The sequence below is a fragment of the Photorhabdus sp. P32 genome (assembly GCF_038085095.1).
In the GTDB taxonomy this organism is placed as follows: Bacteria; Pseudomonadota; Gammaproteobacteria; order Enterobacterales; family Enterobacteriaceae; genus Photorhabdus; species Photorhabdus luminescens.
Genome location: NZ_JAZGJN010000241.1, coordinates 13,603 through 32,883, shown reverse-complemented (window position 1 = coordinate 32,883; position 19,281 = coordinate 13,603). Strand labels below are relative to the sequence as shown.

Below are 19,281 nucleotides of genomic sequence, written 5' to 3'. Positions count from 1 at the left end.
TCGACATGAAGATTTCAGATGGCCGGGTTCTTTCACTCAAATTGGAAACTCCGGCGGTTAAACACTAATGTGATGATTTTAAGAATATGGAAAGGGCTTCACAATGACATCTAGAAAGTACAACCCCTCTTGGGAGGGCTATATGGGGGATTTCCTGAGAGGTCATGTTGGGACTAACCAATTAAAACCTCAGCATGAATTCTTTGATGCTATTGGTCTCGAAAAGCAGCTAAGGGAGAATACAACCTATATTGCGCTACTCTCGTTAGATGAAGCGAAAGATGTTCTGGAAGATATTGATTCGCCAAAACCCAAAAGTCCATTTATAAAGAAAATATTTGAAATTACCGATCCGATATCGCCATATGCGGGTAACATACATGATTCTTTTGATCTTGTTAATGTTATAGGAGAATTTAAGAAATTAGGGATTAAGGCGACAGAGTATGTTGGTAAAGACGGGAATAGATATATCAAAATATCAGGTTATGCGGGAGTTAGGAAAATCATCACTGCTTCAAGATATAAAGCTTCTAACATGAAGGTGATATCTATGGGGATTGGGCAGCAAGGACTGAATAGTGGCATAGTTAAGGGAATGAAATTCAGTATATTCTTTTCTGCGGCTTATCGAACGGTTGAGCTTATGTTTAAGGATGAATACACTTTGGCTGATTTTTTAGGTAATATTGCGGTAGATTTGGCTAAGACAGTAATAATAGCTTTTGTTTCTTGGGTTATTGGGTCTTTGATGTTAGCTATATCTGTTTCTGGTGCTAGCGTAATTGTTGTGTCTGGTGTTGTGCTTGGTATCGGTGTTTTAATGACGTATGCACTTGATAATATCGATAAAAAATTTAAGATTAGTGAAACGGTCATTAATTTAATCAAGAGAGAAATGGAAAGAAAACCACGAACTCCAGAATCTAATTTCAATCAATTTCTTCATAATTGGGGGCAGTATGGGAAATAAAAAAAAGATTATACATATCATCGCTGCTCTTGCTATTTTTATTTTGACGTCATTTGGTTTCTTTTTGACAGGAGAAAATTTAATCTCTTTAGTTAAAATGGATGAGAAAATAACATTTTCAAGTAGTGTTATTATTATATTCTTTTTTTCTCCTTTGATTTTTTATTCTTTATTCTTTATTATTTTTGTCAGTATAACTGGTCATTATCCTAAGCATAATGATAGTTTTAATAAATATTTTGGGTCGATAGCCATTATTTCATTTTTTTTAAGTTTTCCTACATCTTTGTATGTGAATTATAAGTTAAAAAGTGATGGCTATTTAGTATGTCCAAGGATATCTTGGATGTCGCCGAATACTTATGTGAAAGATATTAAGTTATGTGATTGATATGAGTCATATATTTGTAGATAGTAAAAGAAAAATAATACACATTATTTGCGCAATTTTCATATTGGCTTTAATGTCGTTTTCTATGTTTATAGTAAGTAAATATTTGCTTTCGTTGATTTTAATGGATGAAAAAATAACATTTTCAGGTGGTGTTGTGATGTTTTTTTTTTCATTTCCTTTTATTTTTTATTTTGTGGTTTCGGCTGTTTATCTTTCTTTAGCAAAGCGTTATCCAAAGAATCATGACGCCTATGTGAAATATTTATGTGTGATAGCTATTGTTTCAGTTTTTTTGAGTTTTCCTGTCTCTTTTTATGTGGACTATAAACTGAAAAGTGATGGCTATTTGGTATGTCCAAGAATATCTTGGATGTCGCCGAATACTTATGTGAAAGATATTAAGTTATGCGATTGATATGCTAAATATAGTCGTGGATAAGAAAAGAAAAATAATTCATATTATTTTGGCGATTTTTGTATTGTCTCTGGTATCTTTGGGTATGTTTGCTTCTGTTGATAGTCTACTTTCATTGATTACAATGGTTGAGGTAATCTCTTTTTCCAATGGGATAATAATTGCGTTTTTTTTCTTCCCATTGGTTTTTTATTTCTTGATTTGCTCTATTTATTTAAATTTAACAGCGCGTATCCCAAGGTATCATGATACTTATGTTAAATATCTTGGTGTGATAGCTATTGTTGCGTTTTTTTTGAGTTTTCCTATATCTTTTTATGTGAATTATAAACTGAGGAGTGAGAATTACTTGATATGCCAAAAGATATCTTGGATGTCACCGAATAAATATGTAAAAGATATTAAACTGTGTGATTGATATGAGTGATATGTTTGTGGATAATAAAAGAAAAATAGTACGTATTATTTGTGCAATTTTTATATTGGTTTTAATGTCATTTTCTATGTTTATAGTAAGTGAGTATTTGCTCTCGTTGGTTTTAATGGATGAAAAGATAACATTCTCAAGTAGTGTGTTTATGACATTTTTTTCTTTTCCTTTGGTTTTATATTATATGGTTTTTGTTATTTTTGTTAATATAACTGGTCGTTATCCAAAACATCATGATAGCTTTAATAAATATTTTTGTTCGATAGCTATTTTATCAATTGTTTTAAGTTTTCCTACGTCTTTCTATGTGAATTATAAGTTAAAAAGTGATGGCTATTTGGTATGTCCAAGAATATCCTGGAAGTCTCCTAATACCTATGTAAAAGATGTTAAGTTATGTGATTGATATGAGTGATATGTTTGTAGATAATAAAATAAAAATAATACGTATTATTTGCGCAATTTTTTCATTGGCTTTAATGTTATTTTGTATGTTTATAGTAAGTGAAGATTTATTCTCGTTAATTTTAATGGATGAGAAAATAACATTTTCAGGTGGTGTTTCTATTTTCTTTTTTTCTTTTCCTTTAATTTCATATTATATTATTTTGGTTATCTTTATTAATATAACTGGTCGTTATCCAAAGAGTTACGATATTTTTAATAAATATTTTTGTTCGATAGCTATTGCTTCTATTTTTCTAAGTTTTCCTACATCTTTGTATGTGAATTATAAGTTAAAAAGTGATGGCTATTTGGTGTGTCCAAGAATATCCTGGATGTCGCCAAATACTTATGTGAAAGATATTAAACTATGTGATTTATAATTTCTTTATAACTGGGGATATTATGGGAAAAAAGATTATACATATCATAGGCGCTATTGCTATTTTTCTTTTAGCGTTATTAGGGCTCTTTTTAACAGGAGATAATCTGGTTTCTTTAGTTGAAATGGATGAGGAGATAACATTCTCAGGTAGTGTTTTTATAATATTTTTTTCTTTTCCTTTGATTTCTTATACTACATTTTTTATTATTTCTGTTACTGTGACTGGTCATTATCCAAAGCATCATGATAATTTTGTTAAATATTTTTTTTCGATAGCTATTGTTGCACTTTTCTTAAGCTTTCCCATATCTTTATATGTGAATTATAAATTAAAAAGTGATAACTATTTGGTATGTCCAAGAATATCCTGGATGTCGCCGAATACCTATGTAAAAGATATTAAGCTATGTAACTGATATCTTTTTATTTAATTTCTTTATGATTGGGGGCGTTATGGGAAAAAAGGTTATACATATCATCGCTGCTATTGCTATTTTTCTTTTAGCTTTATTCACTTTCTTTTTGACAGGGGGAAATATAATTTCTTTAATTGAAATGGATGAACAAATAACATTCTCAGGTGGTGTTGTTATAATATTTTTTTCTTCTCCTTTGGTTTTATATTATATGGTTGCAGTTATTTTTGTCAGTATAACTGGTCGTTCTCCAAAGCATCATGATGGTTTTGTTAACTGTTTTGGGACGATAACTATTATTTCATTTTTTTTAAGTTTTCCTACATCTTTGTATGTGCACTATAAGTTAAAAAGTGAAAACTATTTAGTATGTCCAAGAATATCCTGGATGTCGCCAAATACCTATGTAAAAGATATTAAATTATGTGATTAATATTGGTCTTATTAGCAGATGAAGGAGAAAAATCAATCTAGTATAGTCGTCCTCATTTTGATTTAAAAATTAAGATTAATAGCTATATTCCTCTATCCTATATAGTAGAAAATACATGCAGCAGAATGCATAGGAGTTACTGTAGGGAAAACACCTAAAAATCGGAAAATTTATTATCTTTTAACGCATTTAATTTAAATGAATTATTTAATCATTTATCTTAGAGAGCGAAAAGGAATTGTGGTAAAAATAAATTATATCAACATTTTTATAATAAATTAATTGATCATCTTATAATTGTTGTTTAATCTCTGTTTAACTAATTTAAGTTAAGTATAGATTGTTTGGTTGTTATTGAAATAGTAACGTATGAAAGATAAACCTGAAATGGTGGAGATATGGATATACGTAATATCAAAGCTTTTATCGTATTAGCCGAAACACTTAATTACCACAAGGCTTCGCAAATACTACATATCTCACAACCTGCGCTGACTAAGAAAATTAATGCACTGGAAGAGGAATTCGGTGCGCTTTTGTTTTCCAGAGGACGAGGTGGCACCAGATTAACTGATTTTGGACAAAAAACTTTTGAGAATGCTCAGAAATTACTGGGTCATTTTAAGCAGTTTCAGATTCAGGTTACTCATGATTTGCAAGATGATTCGCCACATTACCTTTATGTCAGCTCTTGTTTTCCTATTTATGATTCTGGAAAAATGGAAGAGCGAATGATTCTAGGCAGGAAGGAAAAAGTCGTGTTTGTCCTCATTACTGGCCTGACATTCGAGCAGCAAATGAATCTATTAAACTCTGGTTTATTACATATCGCCATTGTTCCGCTGCCATTAACTTCATCACTTATGCCTAGAAAGATTTTTACTGAAAAACTCGTTTATCTTTTTAAAAAAGGCAGTGATTGGCTGCGGAGTTTGACAGAATTAAGCGCTGAAATGGCATCGTTGTATCAACTTATTGGCATGGATGAGGACGATATACCCATTGATTTTACTGATGGCATTAACGCATTTTCTATTTATGATAATAATATGAATTTAATGTTAAAAACGAATGATATTATGGTAATGATTGAACTGATAATTAAACGTAATGGTTTTTCTTTAATTCCGGAAAAAATTATCCGTTCAATTCCATCACAATATCTGGATTTATTAGAAGTGTTGAAAACCGATATGGAGGTTGATTTTGGCATTTTATGCAGCCCAGCTATTGAGTATGGATTGATAAGTGAAGCAGAATTATTCTCTTCATTTATTGATAGTATGTGAATGAAGAAAATAGGGGTTATTTATATGGTGAAATTGCCTCTTATTCATTTCAAAGAGAAAGAGACTATTTTATCTGACCTTATTTTTTCATAGTGTGGAATTGGTTTTTTCAGTAATGAAGCTGTATGGATATTATTGAAAATAAAGCGGATTATTTTCTCCGCTTTATTCTCTTATTGAATGATAATTTATGAAATCATTTATCCTTCAAACGCTTGCGTCATTTTTTCAAGTTGCTCCTGAATTTCCATCCATGCTAATTCAATTTCTTCCAGTTTTGATTTGGTCTGATTTTGTTTTTGCAGGTATTCAGTCAATTCAGTTTTACGACTGTTATCATAGATAGCGCTGTCTGAAAGTTGATTTTCTAGTGCGACCAGCTCGTTACCCAGTTTCTCCATCTGTTTTTCCAGATCAGCAAGCTGTTTGCGCAGTGGTTGCGTTTGGTTACGGAAGTCAGCTTGACGCCGTTTTTGATCTTTTCTTTCCTGAGCGCTTTGGCTAGATGTCTCTTTTTCCTTATCGTTGTTTTCACGTATTTGCTGATTTTGTTGACGTTGTTGATCTGTCAGCCATTGTTGATAATCTTCTAAATCGCCATTGAATGATTCTACCCGGCCATCATGAACCAGATACAACTCATCTGTTGTTGAACGTAATAGATGCCGATCGTGGGAAACCACAACCAATGCACCGTCAAAGTCGATCAACGCTTCTGTCAGTGCTTGACGCATATCCAGGTCGAGATGGTTCGTTGGTTCGTCAAGTAACAAAAGGTTAGGACGTTGCCAGACCATCAGAGCCAAAACTAAACGTGCTTTTTCTCCTCCGGAAAAGCGCCCACTCGGGTCAGTCACTTGATCGCCTTTGAAACCAAAGCCACCCAGATAATCCCTAAGTTGCTGCTCTGTTTCCTGTGGCGCAATACGGACTAGATGCTGTAATGGCGATTCATCCGCACGCAAATATTCCAGTTGGTGTTGAGCGAAATACCCCAGTTTGATCCCTCTAGCTAATTCGACTTCTCCACTCTGAGATTGCAGTTCACCAGCCAACAATTTAATCAACGTAGATTTACCCGCGCCATTACGACCAAGCAGACCAATGCGGGAGCCGGGAACCAGATTCAGTTTGATGGAATTTAAAACAGTTCGTTCGCCATAGCCTGCGCTGACCTTTTCCATTTTCAGGAGGGGGTTTGGCAGATTCTCCGGTTTACGGAAACTGAAATGAAATGGGTTATCAACGTGGGCAGGGGCGATCAGCTCCATCCGCTCTAACATCTTGATACGGCTCTGAGCCTGTTTGGCTTTGCTGGCCTTGGCCCGGAAGCGGTCAATATAACTTTGCAGATGGGCGACTTTCTCTTGCTGGCTTTTATAAAGAGCCTGTTGTTGCGCCAGTTTGGTTACGCGTTGGCGTTCAAAAGATGAGTAGTTGCCGCTGTACTCAAACAGCGATTGTTGTTCTATATGGAGGATCTTATCAGCAATCGGGTCGAGAAAATCCCGATCATGGGAGATAAGGATTAATGTTCCAGGGTAGCTTTTCAGCCATTTTTCCAACCAGATAACCGCATCCAGATCAAGGTGGTTAGTCGGTTCGTCAAGCAACAGCAAATCAGAACGGCAGAGTAGTGCTTGAGCTAGATTGAGGCGCATGCGCCATCCACCGGAAAATGCACGTACAGGTTGATCGAGTTGCTCTTGAGAGAAACCTAAGCCGTGTAGCAGACTTGATGCTCTTGAACGGATGGTCCAGGCTTGAACTGTGTCTAGTTGACTGTGCAGGTGAGCGATCAGGTTACCGTCATTTTTTTCATTGGCTATTTGTAACCGTTGCTCCAGTTGGCGGAATTCACGATCACCATCAATAACATACTCCAGAGCAGGTATTTCCAAGGCAGGCGTTTCTTGATTCACCCAAGAGAGTGCCCAGTTACTGGGAAAAGTGAATGTTCCTGCTTCAGCCTGAAGCTCGTTTTTTAATAATGCAAGTAGAGTAGATTTACCACAGCCGTTTTTCCCTACCAGACCCACTTTCTGTCCGGGATTAATAGTGGCGCTGGCATTATCCAGCAAGACACGGGTTCCGCGACGAATTTGTAATGAAGAGAAAACAATCATAAGTATCGTTTGTATAAAATATGTTAAATTAGCAGTAACAGATAATAAGCGTCTTAATTTTGTAACTTTGTATGCATGTTAACGGAAAATACGTGTCCTGACACGTTCTTGAGGAGGGAACGATGTTGCAGCCGCCTAAAGTCCTGCTGCTGTATGCCCATCCTGAGCCACAGGATTCAGTAGCAAATCGTGTTTTGTTACAACCTGTGCAGGGTTTAGAGCATGTTACGATTCATGACTTATATGGAGCTTATCCAGATTTTTTTATTGATGTTCATTATGAGCAACAACTGCTTCGAGAACATCAGGTGATTGTCTTTCAGCACCCACTGTATACCTACAGTTGTCCCGCTTTATTAAAGGAGTGGATGGACCGTGTGTTGACGAGGGAATTCGCCAGCGGTATTACTGGGTTGGCATTACAGGGAAAATATTGGCGTTCGGTGATTACCACTGGAGAACCAGAGGGCGCTTTCCGGGCTGATGGGTATAATCTCTATCCAATGGAAGAGATCCTTCGTCCTTTTGAACTCACCGCCGCTATGTGCCGTATGCATTGGTTATCACCGATCATTATTTATTGGGCACGCCGTCAAAAACCTGAACTTCTTGCCATCCATGCTAATGCTTATCGTGAATGGCTCAAATCGCCATTGTCATTAGGAGGGCTATAAGCTATGGAGCATTCAGCGCAATTGAGCGCCAGTGTATTGTTTTTATTTGCTGCCGTTGTGGCAGTGCCAATCGCACAGAAGTTCAGGATTGGGGCAGTATTGGGTTATTTATTGGCAGGGATTGTCCTTGGTCCGTGGGGATTGAGCTTTATCCGGGATGTTGATGATATTCTTCATTTCTCGGAGTTGGGGATTGTTTTCCTGATGTTTATCATCGGCCTTGAGCTTAACCCTTCTAAACTTTGGCAACTGAGGCGATCTATTTTTGGCGTCGGTGCGGCTCAAGTTATTTTCACGGCGAGTGTGCTGGCCGTGTTGCTATATCTGACCGATTTTTCATGGCAAGCGGCGGTTATTGGTGGTATCGGTATGGCGATGTCTTCAACGGCAATGGCCCTGCAACTCATGAAAGAGAAGGGCATGAACCGCAATGAAGGCGGGCAGCTTGGTTTCTCGGTTTTGCTGTTTCAGGACATGGCGGTGATCCCGGCTTTGGCATTGATTCCGCTGTTGGCCGGCGGAACGGCATCCAGCGACTGGTATCGAATAGCATTAAAAATTGCTGCTTTTGCTGGCATGCTGCTCGGTGGCCGTTATCTGTTGCGTCCGCTATTTCGTTTGGTTGTCAGAGCTGGAGTCAGTGAGTTATTCACTGCGGCGGCATTATTGGTGGTACTCAGCTCGGCGCTGTTTATGGAGGCGCTTGGTTTTTCTATGGCGCTGGGAACCTTTATCGCTGGCGTATTACTGGCAGATAGCGAATATCGCCATGAACTGGAAATATCCATAGAGCCGTTTAAAGGATTACTGTTGGGGCTGTTTTTTATTTCGGTCGGTATGTCTCTGAATTTAGGGGTACTACTAATACATTTGTCCGAAGTATTACTTGGTGTGCTGGTTTTGGTGATTGTGAAAGGCATTGTTCTTTATCTTATCGCAATGAGTGCTGGCTTACGGGGTTCATCCTGTTTGCAATTTTCCGGCGTACTCAGTCAGGGGGGAGAATTCGCCTTTGTTCTGTTTTCGGCTGCACTGAGCCAGCATGTGCTCAATAGTGGGCAAATGGCTTTGTTGCTGGTGGTGGTGACAATATCGATGATGACAACGCCCCTTGTTATGCAATTGATAGATGCTATTCTGGCACGCCGTTATAATGCCCAAGATGAGACGGATGAACAGCCCTTTGTGGAAAATGATGATCCGCAGGTGATTTTAGTGGGCTTTGGCCGGTTCGGACAGGTAATCGGTCGCCTTCTAATGGTGAATAAAATCCGTGTAACGGTGTTAGAACGCGATGTCAGCGCTGTGAGTACGATGCGGCGTTATGGCTATAAAGTTTATTATGGCGATGCGGCTGAATTGGAGTTGCTGCGTTCCGCGGGGGCGGATAAAGCTAAAGCGATAGTCATCACCTGTAATGAGCCGGAAGATACCATGATGATCGTTCATTTATGCCAGAAACATTTCCCGAATCTGCATATCATGGCGCGGGCTAGAGGACGCTTGGAAGCGCATGAACTGTTGCAAAATGGAGTAAAAAATTTCACCCGCGAAACTTTCTCCAGCGCTCTGGAACTGGGGCGTAAGACCTTAGTTGAATTGGGAATGCATCCGCATAAAGCTAATCGTGCAAAACAACATTTCCAGCGGTTAGATATGCGGATGCTGAGAGAACTTATGCCGCAACTACAGGGTGATGTAGCTCACATATCTCGTATAAAAGAGGCGCGGCGGGAACTGGAAGAGCTGTTCGAACGGGAAATGCTAAATGAACGTCGCCAACCGGATGGTTGGGATGAGCGTGAATACATGAATAATAGCGGAGCAAATCATGTCAGTAAGTCGTAAGAGATTTATTGCTGGTGCTGTCTGCCCAGAATGTCACTCTCAGGACACACTAGCAATGTGGCAAGAAGATCGGGTTGACGTGGTGGAATGTGTCCATTGTGGTCACCAACAACGCCAGACTGATGAGAAAGTGACCTCTCATGTCAGAAAGCAGGAGCAGGTTATTGGTATTTTTACCCCACAATAATTATGTGAATATTAGCGCGAGTGAGTACAGAGACTGAAAATTCCGCTACAATCGGTAAAAATTTTTAGACCCACGGGTAGGAGATGTCATGAAAGTAGCAAAAGACTTGGTAGTCAGCCTGGCTTATCAAGTAAGAACAGAAGATGGTGTTTTAGTTGATGAGGCACCGGCGAGTGCGCCGTTGGACTATCTGCATGGCCGTGGTTCATTGATTAGCGGTTTGGAAAAGGCGCTAGAAGGCCGTGAGGCGGGTGAGAATTTTGATGTCAGCGTGCAGGCTGATGACGCTTATGGTCAGTATGATGACAATCTGGTTCAGCGTGTGCCAAAAGATGTCTTTGTTGGGGTTGATGAACTAGAAGTTGGCATGCGTTTCTTGGCTGATACCGATATGGGGCCAGTACCTGTAGAAATTACAGCGGTTGAAGATGAGCATGTTGTGGTTGATGGTAACCATATGCTGGCTGGTCAGAATCTGAAATTCAATGTTGAAGTCATTGCCATTCGTGAAGCGACTGAAGAAGAGTTGGCTCATGGTCATGTTCATGGCGCTCATGGTCACGAGCATGGCGAAGGCGGTTGCTGTGGTGGTCACGGCCATGACGACGGTCATCATCACCATCATGATGAAGGACACGGATGCTGCGGTGGCGGCAGTTGCCACTGATAAGCTAAAGCAGATAGTGCATTTTTAATATTTAAAAAAGCGGGGCAAGTTTGGCGTAGTTAGTTTCAATGCTTGCCCTAATTTATTGTCGTTTAAAATCTTACTACTAGTAATGAGGTGGAGGTGTTTCCTCAGATTGTGAAGCGACCAACGAAGGTTGAGCGGCTTTCAATCGTTCTGTCATCAACCGCAAATGCTCTCTTAATTTAGTTATCTCCATTTGCTGTTCAGTCACTACCTGATTTAATTCTTCGATAGTTATTTCTTGAAAAGCAATTCGACTTTCCAAATGTTCAAGCCGTTGCTCTAATTTTGACAGATCCATGATTTTCTCCTGTTTCAGGTCCTATATTGCCTGTGTTAGATGCCTCATATTAATTAAGAGTAGCCTACTATGCCCAGAATATTCTGTGAAATGCGGTTATTATGAAACCTCTTATCATTCATGTTGTCCTAATAACTTTGGGGCACTAAAAACAGCAAATATTGTGTTGTGCTCCTGTAGACGGTTATAGTGACTTGATTGCATAACTTTTGCTGACGGTAAAATCCCCCAAAGCTATTGGAGAAACAGATGAAATCATTGTTTAAAGTTACCCTGCTTGCTACCACATTAGCTATGGCTTTCAGCGCCCCTCAGGCGTTGGCGGCTAAAGCAGATAGTCAGAGTAGCACGGAATTGAACAGCGCATTTAAAACAGAAGATCAGCAAAACGCTTATGCTCTGGGCGCATCTTTAGGGCGTTATATGCAAAACACCCTGAAAGAACAGAAATCTCTAGGTATCCCATTGGATAAAGATCAATTGTTATCGGGTGTGCAGGATGCTTTCAATAATAAAAGCAAACTGACTGACAGCGAAATTGAAAATACGCTGCGTGCATTTGAAGGGAAAGTGAAGTCTGCCGCTGAAGCTAAGATGGAAAAAGAAGCTCGCGAGAATGAAGCTAAAGGTGCTAAATATCGTGAAGAATTTGCTAAGGAAAAAGGCGTTGTTAAGAGCAAAACCGGCCTTTTGTATAAAATAGAAAAGGACGGCAGTGGTAAGAAACCTGTGGCAAGCGACACGATAGTTGTGAACTACCGGGGCGCATTGATTGATGGTAAAGAGTTCGATAGCTCCTATAAGCGTAATGAGCCGCTTTCTATTCGCTTGGATAGCGTTATCCCTGGTTGGACAGAAGGTTTACAGAATGTGAAAAAAGGTGGAAAAATTAAACTGGTCATTCCACCAGAGCTGGCCTATGGTAAAGCGGATCTGCCAGGTATTCCTGCAAATTCCACATTAGTCTTTGATATTGAGTTGTTGGATGTTAAAGCGGATACCAAAGCTAAGTAAGCTGTTTGCTAAATAGCTTGATGAATACGGATAAAACCGTTGGTAGAGATTCTGTCAACGGTTTTTTGTTACTGAAAGCTGTGATAGAGACCAAATGTCTGAATAGCAATGGCTTGACGATGATGTCATGTGGTTTTAACGTCAATATTTCATGTGAATGCAAAGATCTTTGATTAAGATCTCTGTTAAGCTGCAACAATTGAATTTCCACAAGAAATTTTTATAGGTTTATCACGTTGTATTTTTAGCAAGACGTTGTCTGCGTTTGAAGGATGGTGTATTGAATGTCTAACCCGTTATTATCTGGTGATATCAGTGATGTCGATTTACTGGAAAACCAACCGTTTACTGAAACGGACCACGAAATTTTAAAATCTTATGAAGCCGCGGTTGATGGCTTGGCTATGCTGATTGGTGGGCATTGCGAGATTGTCCTTCACTCATTGGAAGATCTTAAATGTTCAGCCGTCAGAATAGCTAACGGAGAACATACAGGTCGTAAAATAGGTTCACCTATTACTGATCTTGCGTTGCGTATGTTGCATGACATCACAGACGAAGATTGTAGTGCATCCAAAGCCTATTTTACCCGGGCGAAAAGCGGTTCACTGATGAAGTCAGTCACAATTGCGATCCGCAACCGGAATCGCCGAGTGATCGGTCTCCTGTGCATTAATATGAATCTTGATGTTCCTTTCTCTGAAATTATTCAGACATTTATTCCAGAGGAAACACATGATGTCGCACCGAATGTAAATTTTGCTTCATCCGTGGATGATTTGGTCGCGCAAACGCTGGAATATACTATCGAAGAAGTCAATATTGATCGCAGTGTATCCAATAATGCCAAAAACAGGCAGGTGGTTCTGAATCTCTATGAGAAAGGCATTTTTGATATTAAAGATGCAATCAATCAGGTTGCTGAGCGTTTAAATATTTCTAAACATACTGTGTATCTCTATATTCGCCAGTTTAAAAATGGTGAATGTTTAGGGCCTGAGCGGTAATGTCTTCGTTGTCTTATTGTCTGCTGGTTACGGGGCCCGCATATGGCGCCCAACAAGCCAGCAGCGCTTACCAATTCGCGCAAGCTTTGATTTCGATGGGGCATAAACTTAATACCGTATTTTTTTATCGGGAAGGGGTTTATAACGGCAATCAGTTGACTGCACCCGCCAGTGATGAGTTTAACTTGGTTCGCGCATGGCAGGTGATGGCAAAGGAGCACCGGTTTAGCATGCATATTTGTATAGCCGCTGCCCTTCGCCGTGGCGTTCTTGATGTTCAACAGGCCAATGAGTTGAATTTACCAGTAGCAAACCTGGCAGAAGGGTTTGAATTAAGTGGATTGGGAACACTGGCTGAGGCTATGTTGACTTGCGACCGTGTGGTGCAATTCTGAGAGGCAAAAATGAAAAAAATTGCTTTTGTCTTCACTAAAGCGCCTCATGGTGATGCAAGGGGTAGGGAAGGTTTAGATGCATTACTGGCAACTTCGGCATTAACAGAAAAGATAGGTGTATTTTTTATTTCTGACGGTGTACTCCAACTACTACCGGATCAGCAGCCTGACAGAATTCTTGCCAGAAACTATATCGCTACTTTTAAGGTATTGCCTTTGTACGATATTGACGAATGTTATTTGTGCCAGGAAGACCTTGTAATGCGTGGGTTAAGCTCAATCAATCGTTTTGTTCTGGATACGAAAGCGATACCCGCAGAAACGATCCGTGAGAAGTTGGTTGACTATGATGTCGTGCTGACATTCTGAGCTGTTGGAAGGACAATGATATGCTATATACTGTTAGCCGATCGCCTTATCAATGTGATTTCAATGTGATATTTAAGCTGCTTGCCAGTGGTGATGACATCCTGTTTATTCAGGATGGCGTACTGGCAGGAATTGAAGGTAATTGCTATCTGCCGACTCTGATCAGTTGTGGTGTTACCTTGTATGTGCTGAAAGAAGATATTGAGGCGCGGGGATTGAACGGACAGGTTTCAGACAAAGTGCAAGTGATCGACTATACTGACTTTGTTAATCTGACGGTAAAACATCATCAACAATTCGCCTGGTAGTTGAGAAAAAGCTGTATATTTCTTGACACCCTGACGAGTCAGCCATAAAATTCCGCGTCCTCGTGTTTTGCCGTTGGGCAGACAAGAGATTTAATCCGTGTTTACGAAGCAAAAAAACCAGGAGTTTTTTTAATAATGGCAACTATTAACCAGCTGGTGCGCAAACCCCGCAGCATGAAGGTTGCAAAAAGCAACGTTCCTGCTCTGGAAGCTTGCCCGCAAAAGCGTGGCGTATGTACTCGCGTATATACCACCACCCCTAAAAAACCAAACTCTGCACTGCGTAAAGTATGTCGTGTGCGTTTGACTAACGGTTACGAAGTTTCTTCTTACATCGGTGGTGAAGGCCACAACTTGCAAGAGCACTCCGTAATTCTGATCCGTGGCGGTCGTGTTAAAGACTTGCCAGGTGTGCGTTACCACACTGTTCGCGGCGCGCTGGACTGTTCCGGTGTTAAAGACCGTAAACAAGGTCGTTCTAAGTACGGTGTGAAGAAGCCAAAAGCTTAATGGTACTCCGTTAAGTAAGGCCAAACATTATTTACCTTAATGTCAAAATAAACTCGTAGAGTTTTGGACAACCCTGAATTCGAAACGGAGTATTTCCATGCCACGTCGTCGTGTAATTGGTCAGCGTAAAATTTTGCCAGATCCAAAGTTCGGATCTGAATTACTGGCCAAATTTGTCAATATCCTGATGGTAGATGGTAAAAAATCTACTGCGGAAGCAATTGTATATAGTGCGCTTGAGACCCTGGCTCAGCGTTCTGGTAAAGAACATCTGGAAGCGTTTGAACTTGCATTGGATAATGTGCGTCCAACCGTGGAAGTTAAATCTCGCCGTGTTGGTGGTTCTACTTATCAGGTACCAGTTGAAGTTCGTCCGGTTCGTCGCAATGCGTTAGCAATGCGCTGGATCGTTGAAGCTGCTCGTAAACGCGGTGATAAATCTATGGCCCTGCGCCTGGCGAACGAATTATCTGATGCAGCCGAAAATAAAGGCACTGCTGTTAAGAAACGTGAAGACGTTCACCGTATGGCAGAAGCTAACAAGGCGTTCGCACACTACCGTTGGTAATTCCGTCGTAGTGATGATGCCCTGGGTGGCTGCTCTGCCGCCCAGATTTACATTGAACGTCCTAGGATATAGAGGAATCAAATGGCTCGTACAACACCCATTGCACGTTACCGTAACATCGGTATCAGTGCACACATCGACGCCGGTAAAACCACCACTACCGAACGTATTCTGTTCTACACTGGTGTAAACCATAAGATCGGTGAAGTTCATGATGGCGCTGCTACTATGGACTGGATGGAACAGGAGCAGGAGCGTGGTATTACCATCACCTCCGCAGCAACGACTGCTTTCTGGTCAGGTATGGCTAAGCAGTTTGACGCGCACCGTATCAACATCATCGACACCCCAGGGCACGTTGACTTCACCATCGAAGTAGAACGTTCCATGCGTGTTCTTGACGGCGCCGTAATGGTTTATTGTGCGGTTGGTGGTGTTCAGCCACAGTCCGAAACCGTATGGCGTCAAGCGAATAAATATAGAGTTCCACGTATCGCGTTCGTTAACAAAATGGACCGTATGGGCGCGAATTTCTTACGCGTTGTCGAGCAGCTCAAAACTCGCTTGGCGGCGAACCCAGTACCTCTGCAATTGGCCATTGGCGCAGAAGATGCGTTCACCGGTGTTATTGACCTGGTGAAAATGAAAGCCATCAACTGGAACGATGAAGATCAGGGAACTACCTTCGCTTATGAAGATATCCCGGCTGATATGCAGGATCTGGCGGAAGAATGGCGTAACAATTTGGTTGAAGCCGCTGCGGAAGCATCAGAAGAGCTGATGGAAAAATACCTTGGCGGTGAAGAACTGACTGAAGAAGAGATCAAAACTGGTCTGCGTCATCGTGTTCTGACTAACGAAATCATCCTGGTTACCTGTGGTTCCGCATTTAAGAACAAAGGTGTTCAGGCAATGCTGGATGCGGTTGTTGAGTACCTGCCGGCGCCAACGGATGTTGAGTCCATTAAAGGTATTCTGCCAGACGGTAAAGATACGCCGGCAGAGCGTCATTCTGACGACAGCGAGCCATTTTCGGCACTGGCGTTTAAAATCGCTACTGACCCATTCGTTGGTAACCTGACCTTCTTCCGTGTCTACTCTGGTGTGGTCAATTCCGGTGATACCGTTCTTAACCCAGTGAAAGACAAAAAAGAGCGTTTTGGCCGTATCGTTCAGATGCATGCTAATAAACGTGAAGAAATTAAAGAAGTTCGTGCAGGCGACATCGCTGCTGCGATTGGCCTGAAAGATGTGACTACCGGTGATACGCTGTGTGATATCAACGCGCCAATTATCCTGGAGCGTATGGAATTCCCAGAGCCAGTCATCTCTGTTGCTATCGAGCCGAAAACTAAAGCTGACCAGGAAAAAATGGGTATCGCTTTAGGTCGTCTGGCTCAGGAAGACCCATCATTCCGCGTGTCTACCGATGAAGAATCTGGTCAGACTATTATCGCTGGTATGGGTGAGCTTCACTTGGATGTTCTGGTTGACCGTATGCGTCGTGAATTCAAAGTTGAAGCGAACGTCGGTAAACCTCAGGTTGCTTACCGTGAAACCATCCGTTCTACTGTTGAACAAGAAGGTAAATTTGTTCGTCAGTCTGGTGGTCGTGGTCAGTTTGGTCACGTATGGCTGCGTATTGAGCCAATGGAACCAGGTGGCGTAGGCTATGAATTCGCTAACGAAATCGTTGGCGGTGTTGTTCCTAAAGAATATATCCCAGCAGTAGATAAGGGTATTCAGGAACAAATGAAAAATGGTGTTCTGGCCGGTTACCCGATTGTTGACGTGAAAGTGGCGCTGTTCGATGGTTCTTACCACGAAGTCGACTCTTCTGAAATGGCGTTCAAAATCGCAGGTTCTATGGGCTTCAAAGAAGGCTTTATGAAGGCGAAACCAGTTCTGCTGGAACCTATCATGAAAGTTGAAGTTGAAACGCCAGAAGACTACATGGGCGACGTTATCGGTGACCTAAACCGCCGCCGTGGTATGATTGACGGTATGGAAGATATGACTACCGGCAAAATCGTACGTGCTCAGGTACCATTATCTGAAATGTTTGGTTATGCTACTGACCTGCGTTCTCAGACCCAAGGTCGTGCTTCTTACTCTATGGAGTTCCTGAAGTACAATGAAGCGCCGAGCAACGTCGCTCAGGCTATTATCGAATCTCGTAAAGCTAAATAAGTTTTTCGGGTTTAATATCTAGATTCAGCTCCCTCCCATATGATGAGGGAGCGATATTAAGGAATAGAGTCGTGTCTAAAGAAAAATTTGAACGTACAAAACCGCACGTTAACGTTGGTACTATCGGCCACGTTGACCACGGCAAAACTACCCTGACTGCCGCCATCACTACTGTACTGGCTAAAACCTACGGTGGTAGCGCTCGCGCATTCGACCAAATCGATAACGCGCCAGAAGAAAAAGCGCGTGGTATCACTATCTCTACTTCTCACGTAGAATACGATACTCCAAGCCGCCACTATGCGCACGTTGACTGCCCAGGCCACGCTGACTATGTGAAAAACATGATCACCGGTGCGGCTCAGATGGACGGCGCAATCCTGGTAGTTGCTGCGACTGACGGCCCAATGCCGCAGACTCGTGAGCACATTCTGTTAGGTCGTCAGGTAGGCGTTCCTTACATCATCGTGTTCCTGAACAAATGTGACATGGTAGACGACGAAGAGCTGCTGGAACTGGTTGAGATGGAAGTGCGTGAGCTGCTGTCTCAGTACGATTTCCCAGGCGACGACACGCCAGTTATCCGTGGTTCCGCGCTGAAAGCGCTGGAAGGCGATGCTGAGTGGGAAAGCAAAATCCTGGAGCTGGCGGAAGCGCTGGACAGCTACATTCCAGAACCAGAGCGTGCAATCGACCAGCCATTCCTGCTGCCAATCGAAGACGTATTCTCTATTTCAGGCCGTGGTACTGTAGTTACCGGTCGTGTAGAGCGCGGTATTGTGAAAGTGGGTGAAGAAGTTGAAATCGTGGGTATCAAAGACACGACTAAAACGACTTGTACTGGCGTAGAAATGTTCCGCAAACTGCTGGACGAAGGCCGTGCGGGTGAGAACGTCGGTGTTCTGCTGCGTGGTACTAAACGTGACGAAATCGAACGTGGTCAGGTACTGGCAAAACCAGGTTCAATCAAGCCACACACCACTTTCGAATCAGAAGTTTATATTCTGAGCAAAGACGAAGGCGGCCGTCATACGCCATTCTTCAAAGGCTACCGTCCACAGTTCTACTTCCGTACAACTGACGTGACCGGCACAATCGAGCTGCCAGAAGGCGTGGAAATGGTGATGCCAGGTGATAACATTCAGATGAAAGTGACCCTGATTGCGCCAATCGCAATGGACCAGGGTCTGCGCTTCGCTATCCGTGAAGGCGGCCGTACTGTCGGTGCTGGTGTTGTTGCTAAAATTATCGCATAATTTTTTGATGTGATTACACTAAAAGGGCATCAACCGATGCCCTTTTTGTACGTTGTCTTAATAAGAACCTATCTCATCAATAGTTGTTTTTAATTATTGGTGAGATAGGCTCTGATGCAACGAATTGGCTATATCTCTCTCAGATATACAATGTCATACTGAATTATGGCGCCAAGTCAGATACAATCACTCAAATTTTTTGGTTCGGTCTGATTTGTTTTGCTCTTGCGAGGCAAGCTGGCTATCTATTTAAATCATAGTTACAGGTTGGTTTATGAGTGCGAATAGCGATGCTCAAGAAAGCAGGCGTAGTCTTGAGGTAATGAAATGGCTATTAGTGGCAGCCTTATTAACGGTTGCTATCGTTGGAAACTACCTTTATCGGGAGTATAGCCTTCCTCTACGCGCAATGGCAGTTGTTGTTATTGTTGCTCTTGCGGGAGTGGCAGCGCTCTGGACTGCGAAAGGGAAAACCACACTGGCCTTCGCCCGAGAAGCCCGCATTGAAATGCGTAAAGTCATTTGGCCAACTCGCCAGGAAGCGTTGCATACGACTTTGATTGTTGCGGCGGTCACTGCATTGATGTCTTTGATCCTATGGGGTCTTGACGGTATCCTGGTGCGTTTAGTTTCATTTATTACAGGCCTGAGGTTCTAA

Annotated in this window: 25 protein-coding genes; 23 read left to right on the top strand and 2 right to left on the bottom strand. The window is 41.6% G+C overall.

Annotated elements, in window-relative coordinates; all coding sequences use genetic code 11:
- Window positions 1-142 precede the first annotated feature (142 nt).
- The 9 genes from V2H77_RS08140 (at window position 143) to V2H77_RS08100 (ending at window position 5,179) form a co-directional block, all read left to right on the top strand.
- Window positions 143-973: a hypothetical protein gene (locus tag V2H77_RS08140; protein WP_341498404.1), complete on the top strand. Its 831-nt coding sequence runs from the start codon at window positions 143-145 to the stop codon at window positions 971-973.
- Entirely contained in the window at window positions 963-1,364 is a 402-nt protein-coding gene (locus V2H77_RS08135; RefSeq protein ID WP_088373464.1) for a DUF1240 domain-containing protein, read from the top strand. Before V2H77_RS08140 ends, V2H77_RS08135 begins: the two co-directional genes overlap by 11 nt.
- Window position 1,365: 1 nt before the next feature.
- On the top strand, window positions 1,366-1,782 hold the full coding sequence (locus tag V2H77_RS08130; protein ID WP_341498403.1) for a DUF1240 domain-containing protein: 417 nt from the start codon (window positions 1,366-1,368) through the stop codon (window positions 1,780-1,782).
- A 1-nt stretch (window position 1,783) separates the two neighbouring features.
- Window positions 1,784-2,200, top strand: a complete 417-nt coding sequence (locus V2H77_RS08125; RefSeq protein ID WP_341498402.1) for a DUF1240 domain-containing protein — start codon at window positions 1,784-1,786, stop codon at window positions 2,198-2,200.
- Window position 2,201: 1 nt separating this feature from the next.
- Window positions 2,202-2,618: a DUF1240 domain-containing protein gene (locus V2H77_RS08120; protein WP_341498401.1), complete on the top strand. Its 417-nt coding sequence runs from the start codon at window positions 2,202-2,204 to the stop codon at window positions 2,616-2,618.
- Between the two features lies 1 nt (window position 2,619).
- A complete protein-coding gene (locus V2H77_RS08115; RefSeq protein WP_341498400.1) occupies window positions 2,620-3,039 on the top strand; it encodes a DUF1240 domain-containing protein in 420 nt (139 codons plus the stop codon).
- A gap of 22 nt (window positions 3,040-3,061) precedes the next feature.
- Window positions 3,062-3,457: a DUF1240 domain-containing protein gene (locus tag V2H77_RS08110; RefSeq protein ID WP_341498399.1), complete on the top strand. Its 396-nt coding sequence runs from the start codon at window positions 3,062-3,064 to the stop codon at window positions 3,455-3,457.
- A 37-nt stretch (window positions 3,458-3,494) separates the two neighbouring features.
- Complete coding sequence (locus tag V2H77_RS08105) at window positions 3,495-3,890, top strand: DUF1240 domain-containing protein (protein ID WP_341498398.1); 396 nt, start codon at window positions 3,495-3,497, stop codon at window positions 3,888-3,890.
- 398 nt (window positions 3,891-4,288) lie between these two features.
- Window positions 4,289-5,179, top strand: coding sequence for a LysR family transcriptional regulator (locus V2H77_RS08100; RefSeq protein ID WP_341498397.1), 891 nt, complete (start codon window positions 4,289-4,291; stop codon window positions 5,177-5,179).
- Window positions 5,180-5,379: 200 nt separating this feature from the next.
- Here V2H77_RS08100 and V2H77_RS08095 read toward each other — a convergent pair whose 3' ends face one another.
- Entirely contained in the window at window positions 5,380-7,305 is a 1,926-nt protein-coding gene (locus V2H77_RS08095; protein ID WP_341498396.1) for an ABC transporter ATP-binding protein, read from the bottom strand.
- Window positions 7,306-7,427: 122 nt separating this feature from the next.
- Here V2H77_RS08095 and kefG point away from each other — a divergent pair, with 122 nt between their 5' ends.
- The 4 genes from kefG (at window position 7,428) to slyD (ending at window position 10,681) form a co-directional block, all read left to right on the top strand.
- Window positions 7,428-7,979: a glutathione-regulated potassium-efflux system ancillary protein KefG gene (gene kefG, locus V2H77_RS08090; RefSeq protein ID WP_341498395.1), complete on the top strand. Its 552-nt coding sequence runs from the start codon at window positions 7,428-7,430 to the stop codon at window positions 7,977-7,979.
- Between the two features lie 3 nt (window positions 7,980-7,982).
- Window positions 7,983-9,827 carry a glutathione-regulated potassium-efflux system protein KefB gene (kefB, locus tag V2H77_RS08085; protein ID WP_341498394.1) on the top strand — a complete coding sequence of 615 codons (1,845 nt, stop codon included), beginning with the start codon at window positions 7,983-7,985 and terminating at the stop codon, window positions 9,825-9,827.
- Window positions 9,811-10,014, top strand: coding sequence for a YheV family putative zinc ribbon protein (locus tag V2H77_RS08080; RefSeq protein ID WP_265381250.1), 204 nt, complete (start codon window positions 9,811-9,813; stop codon window positions 10,012-10,014). The genes kefB and V2H77_RS08080 overlap by 17 nt, the downstream gene beginning before the upstream one ends.
- An 88-nt stretch (window positions 10,015-10,102) precedes the next feature.
- On the top strand, window positions 10,103-10,681 hold the full coding sequence (gene slyD, locus V2H77_RS08075) for a peptidylprolyl isomerase (protein WP_265381249.1): 579 nt from the start codon (window positions 10,103-10,105) through the stop codon (window positions 10,679-10,681).
- A gap of 106 nt (window positions 10,682-10,787) precedes the next feature.
- Here the strand turns inward: slyD and V2H77_RS08070 are convergent, their stop codons facing one another.
- Window positions 10,788-11,006, bottom strand: a complete 219-nt coding sequence (locus V2H77_RS08070; protein ID WP_341498393.1) for a protein SlyX — start codon at window positions 11,004-11,006, stop codon at window positions 10,788-10,790.
- Between the two features lie 249 nt (window positions 11,007-11,255).
- Between V2H77_RS08070 and fkpA the strand changes: the two genes are divergently transcribed.
- From fkpA to secE, 10 genes are all read left to right on the top strand, one after another.
- Window positions 11,256-12,020, top strand: a complete 765-nt coding sequence (fkpA, locus tag V2H77_RS08065) for an FKBP-type peptidyl-prolyl cis-trans isomerase (protein WP_265381247.1) — start codon at window positions 11,256-11,258, stop codon at window positions 12,018-12,020.
- Between the two features lie 284 nt (window positions 12,021-12,304).
- The gene (locus tag V2H77_RS08060) at window positions 12,305-13,027 is read left to right on the top strand and encodes a helix-turn-helix transcriptional regulator (protein ID WP_036779966.1); all 723 of its coding nucleotides are present in this window, start codon (window positions 12,305-12,307) and stop codon (window positions 13,025-13,027) included.
- Entirely contained in the window at window positions 13,027-13,422 is a 396-nt protein-coding gene (gene tusD, locus V2H77_RS08055) for a sulfurtransferase complex subunit TusD (protein ID WP_341498392.1), read from the top strand. The genes V2H77_RS08060 and tusD overlap by 1 nt, the downstream gene beginning before the upstream one ends.
- Before the next feature lie 9 nt (window positions 13,423-13,431).
- Complete coding sequence (gene tusC / locus V2H77_RS08050) at window positions 13,432-13,791, top strand: sulfurtransferase complex subunit TusC (protein WP_341498391.1); 360 nt, start codon at window positions 13,432-13,434, stop codon at window positions 13,789-13,791.
- 20 nt (window positions 13,792-13,811) lie between these two features.
- Entirely contained in the window at window positions 13,812-14,099 is a 288-nt protein-coding gene (tusB, locus tag V2H77_RS08045; RefSeq protein WP_265381243.1) for a sulfurtransferase complex subunit TusB, read from the top strand.
- 135 nt (window positions 14,100-14,234) lie between these two features.
- Window positions 14,235-14,609: a 30S ribosomal protein S12 gene (gene rpsL, locus V2H77_RS08040; RefSeq protein ID WP_011144815.1), complete on the top strand. Its 375-nt coding sequence runs from the start codon at window positions 14,235-14,237 to the stop codon at window positions 14,607-14,609.
- A gap of 97 nt (window positions 14,610-14,706) precedes the next feature.
- Entirely contained in the window at window positions 14,707-15,177 is a 471-nt protein-coding gene (gene rpsG / locus V2H77_RS08035; RefSeq protein WP_011144816.1) for a 30S ribosomal protein S7, read from the top strand.
- A gap of 81 nt (window positions 15,178-15,258) precedes the next feature.
- Window positions 15,259-17,367: an elongation factor G gene (gene fusA / locus V2H77_RS08030; RefSeq protein WP_341498390.1), complete on the top strand. Its 2,109-nt coding sequence runs from the start codon at window positions 15,259-15,261 to the stop codon at window positions 17,365-17,367.
- Window positions 17,368-17,438: 71 nt separating this feature from the next.
- Window positions 17,439-18,623, top strand: a complete 1,185-nt coding sequence (tuf, locus tag V2H77_RS08025) for an elongation factor Tu (protein ID WP_265515177.1) — start codon at window positions 17,439-17,441, stop codon at window positions 18,621-18,623.
- Between the two features lie 274 nt (window positions 18,624-18,897).
- Window positions 18,898-19,281, top strand: coding sequence for a preprotein translocase subunit SecE (secE, locus tag V2H77_RS08020; protein WP_341498389.1), 384 nt, complete (start codon window positions 18,898-18,900; stop codon window positions 19,279-19,281).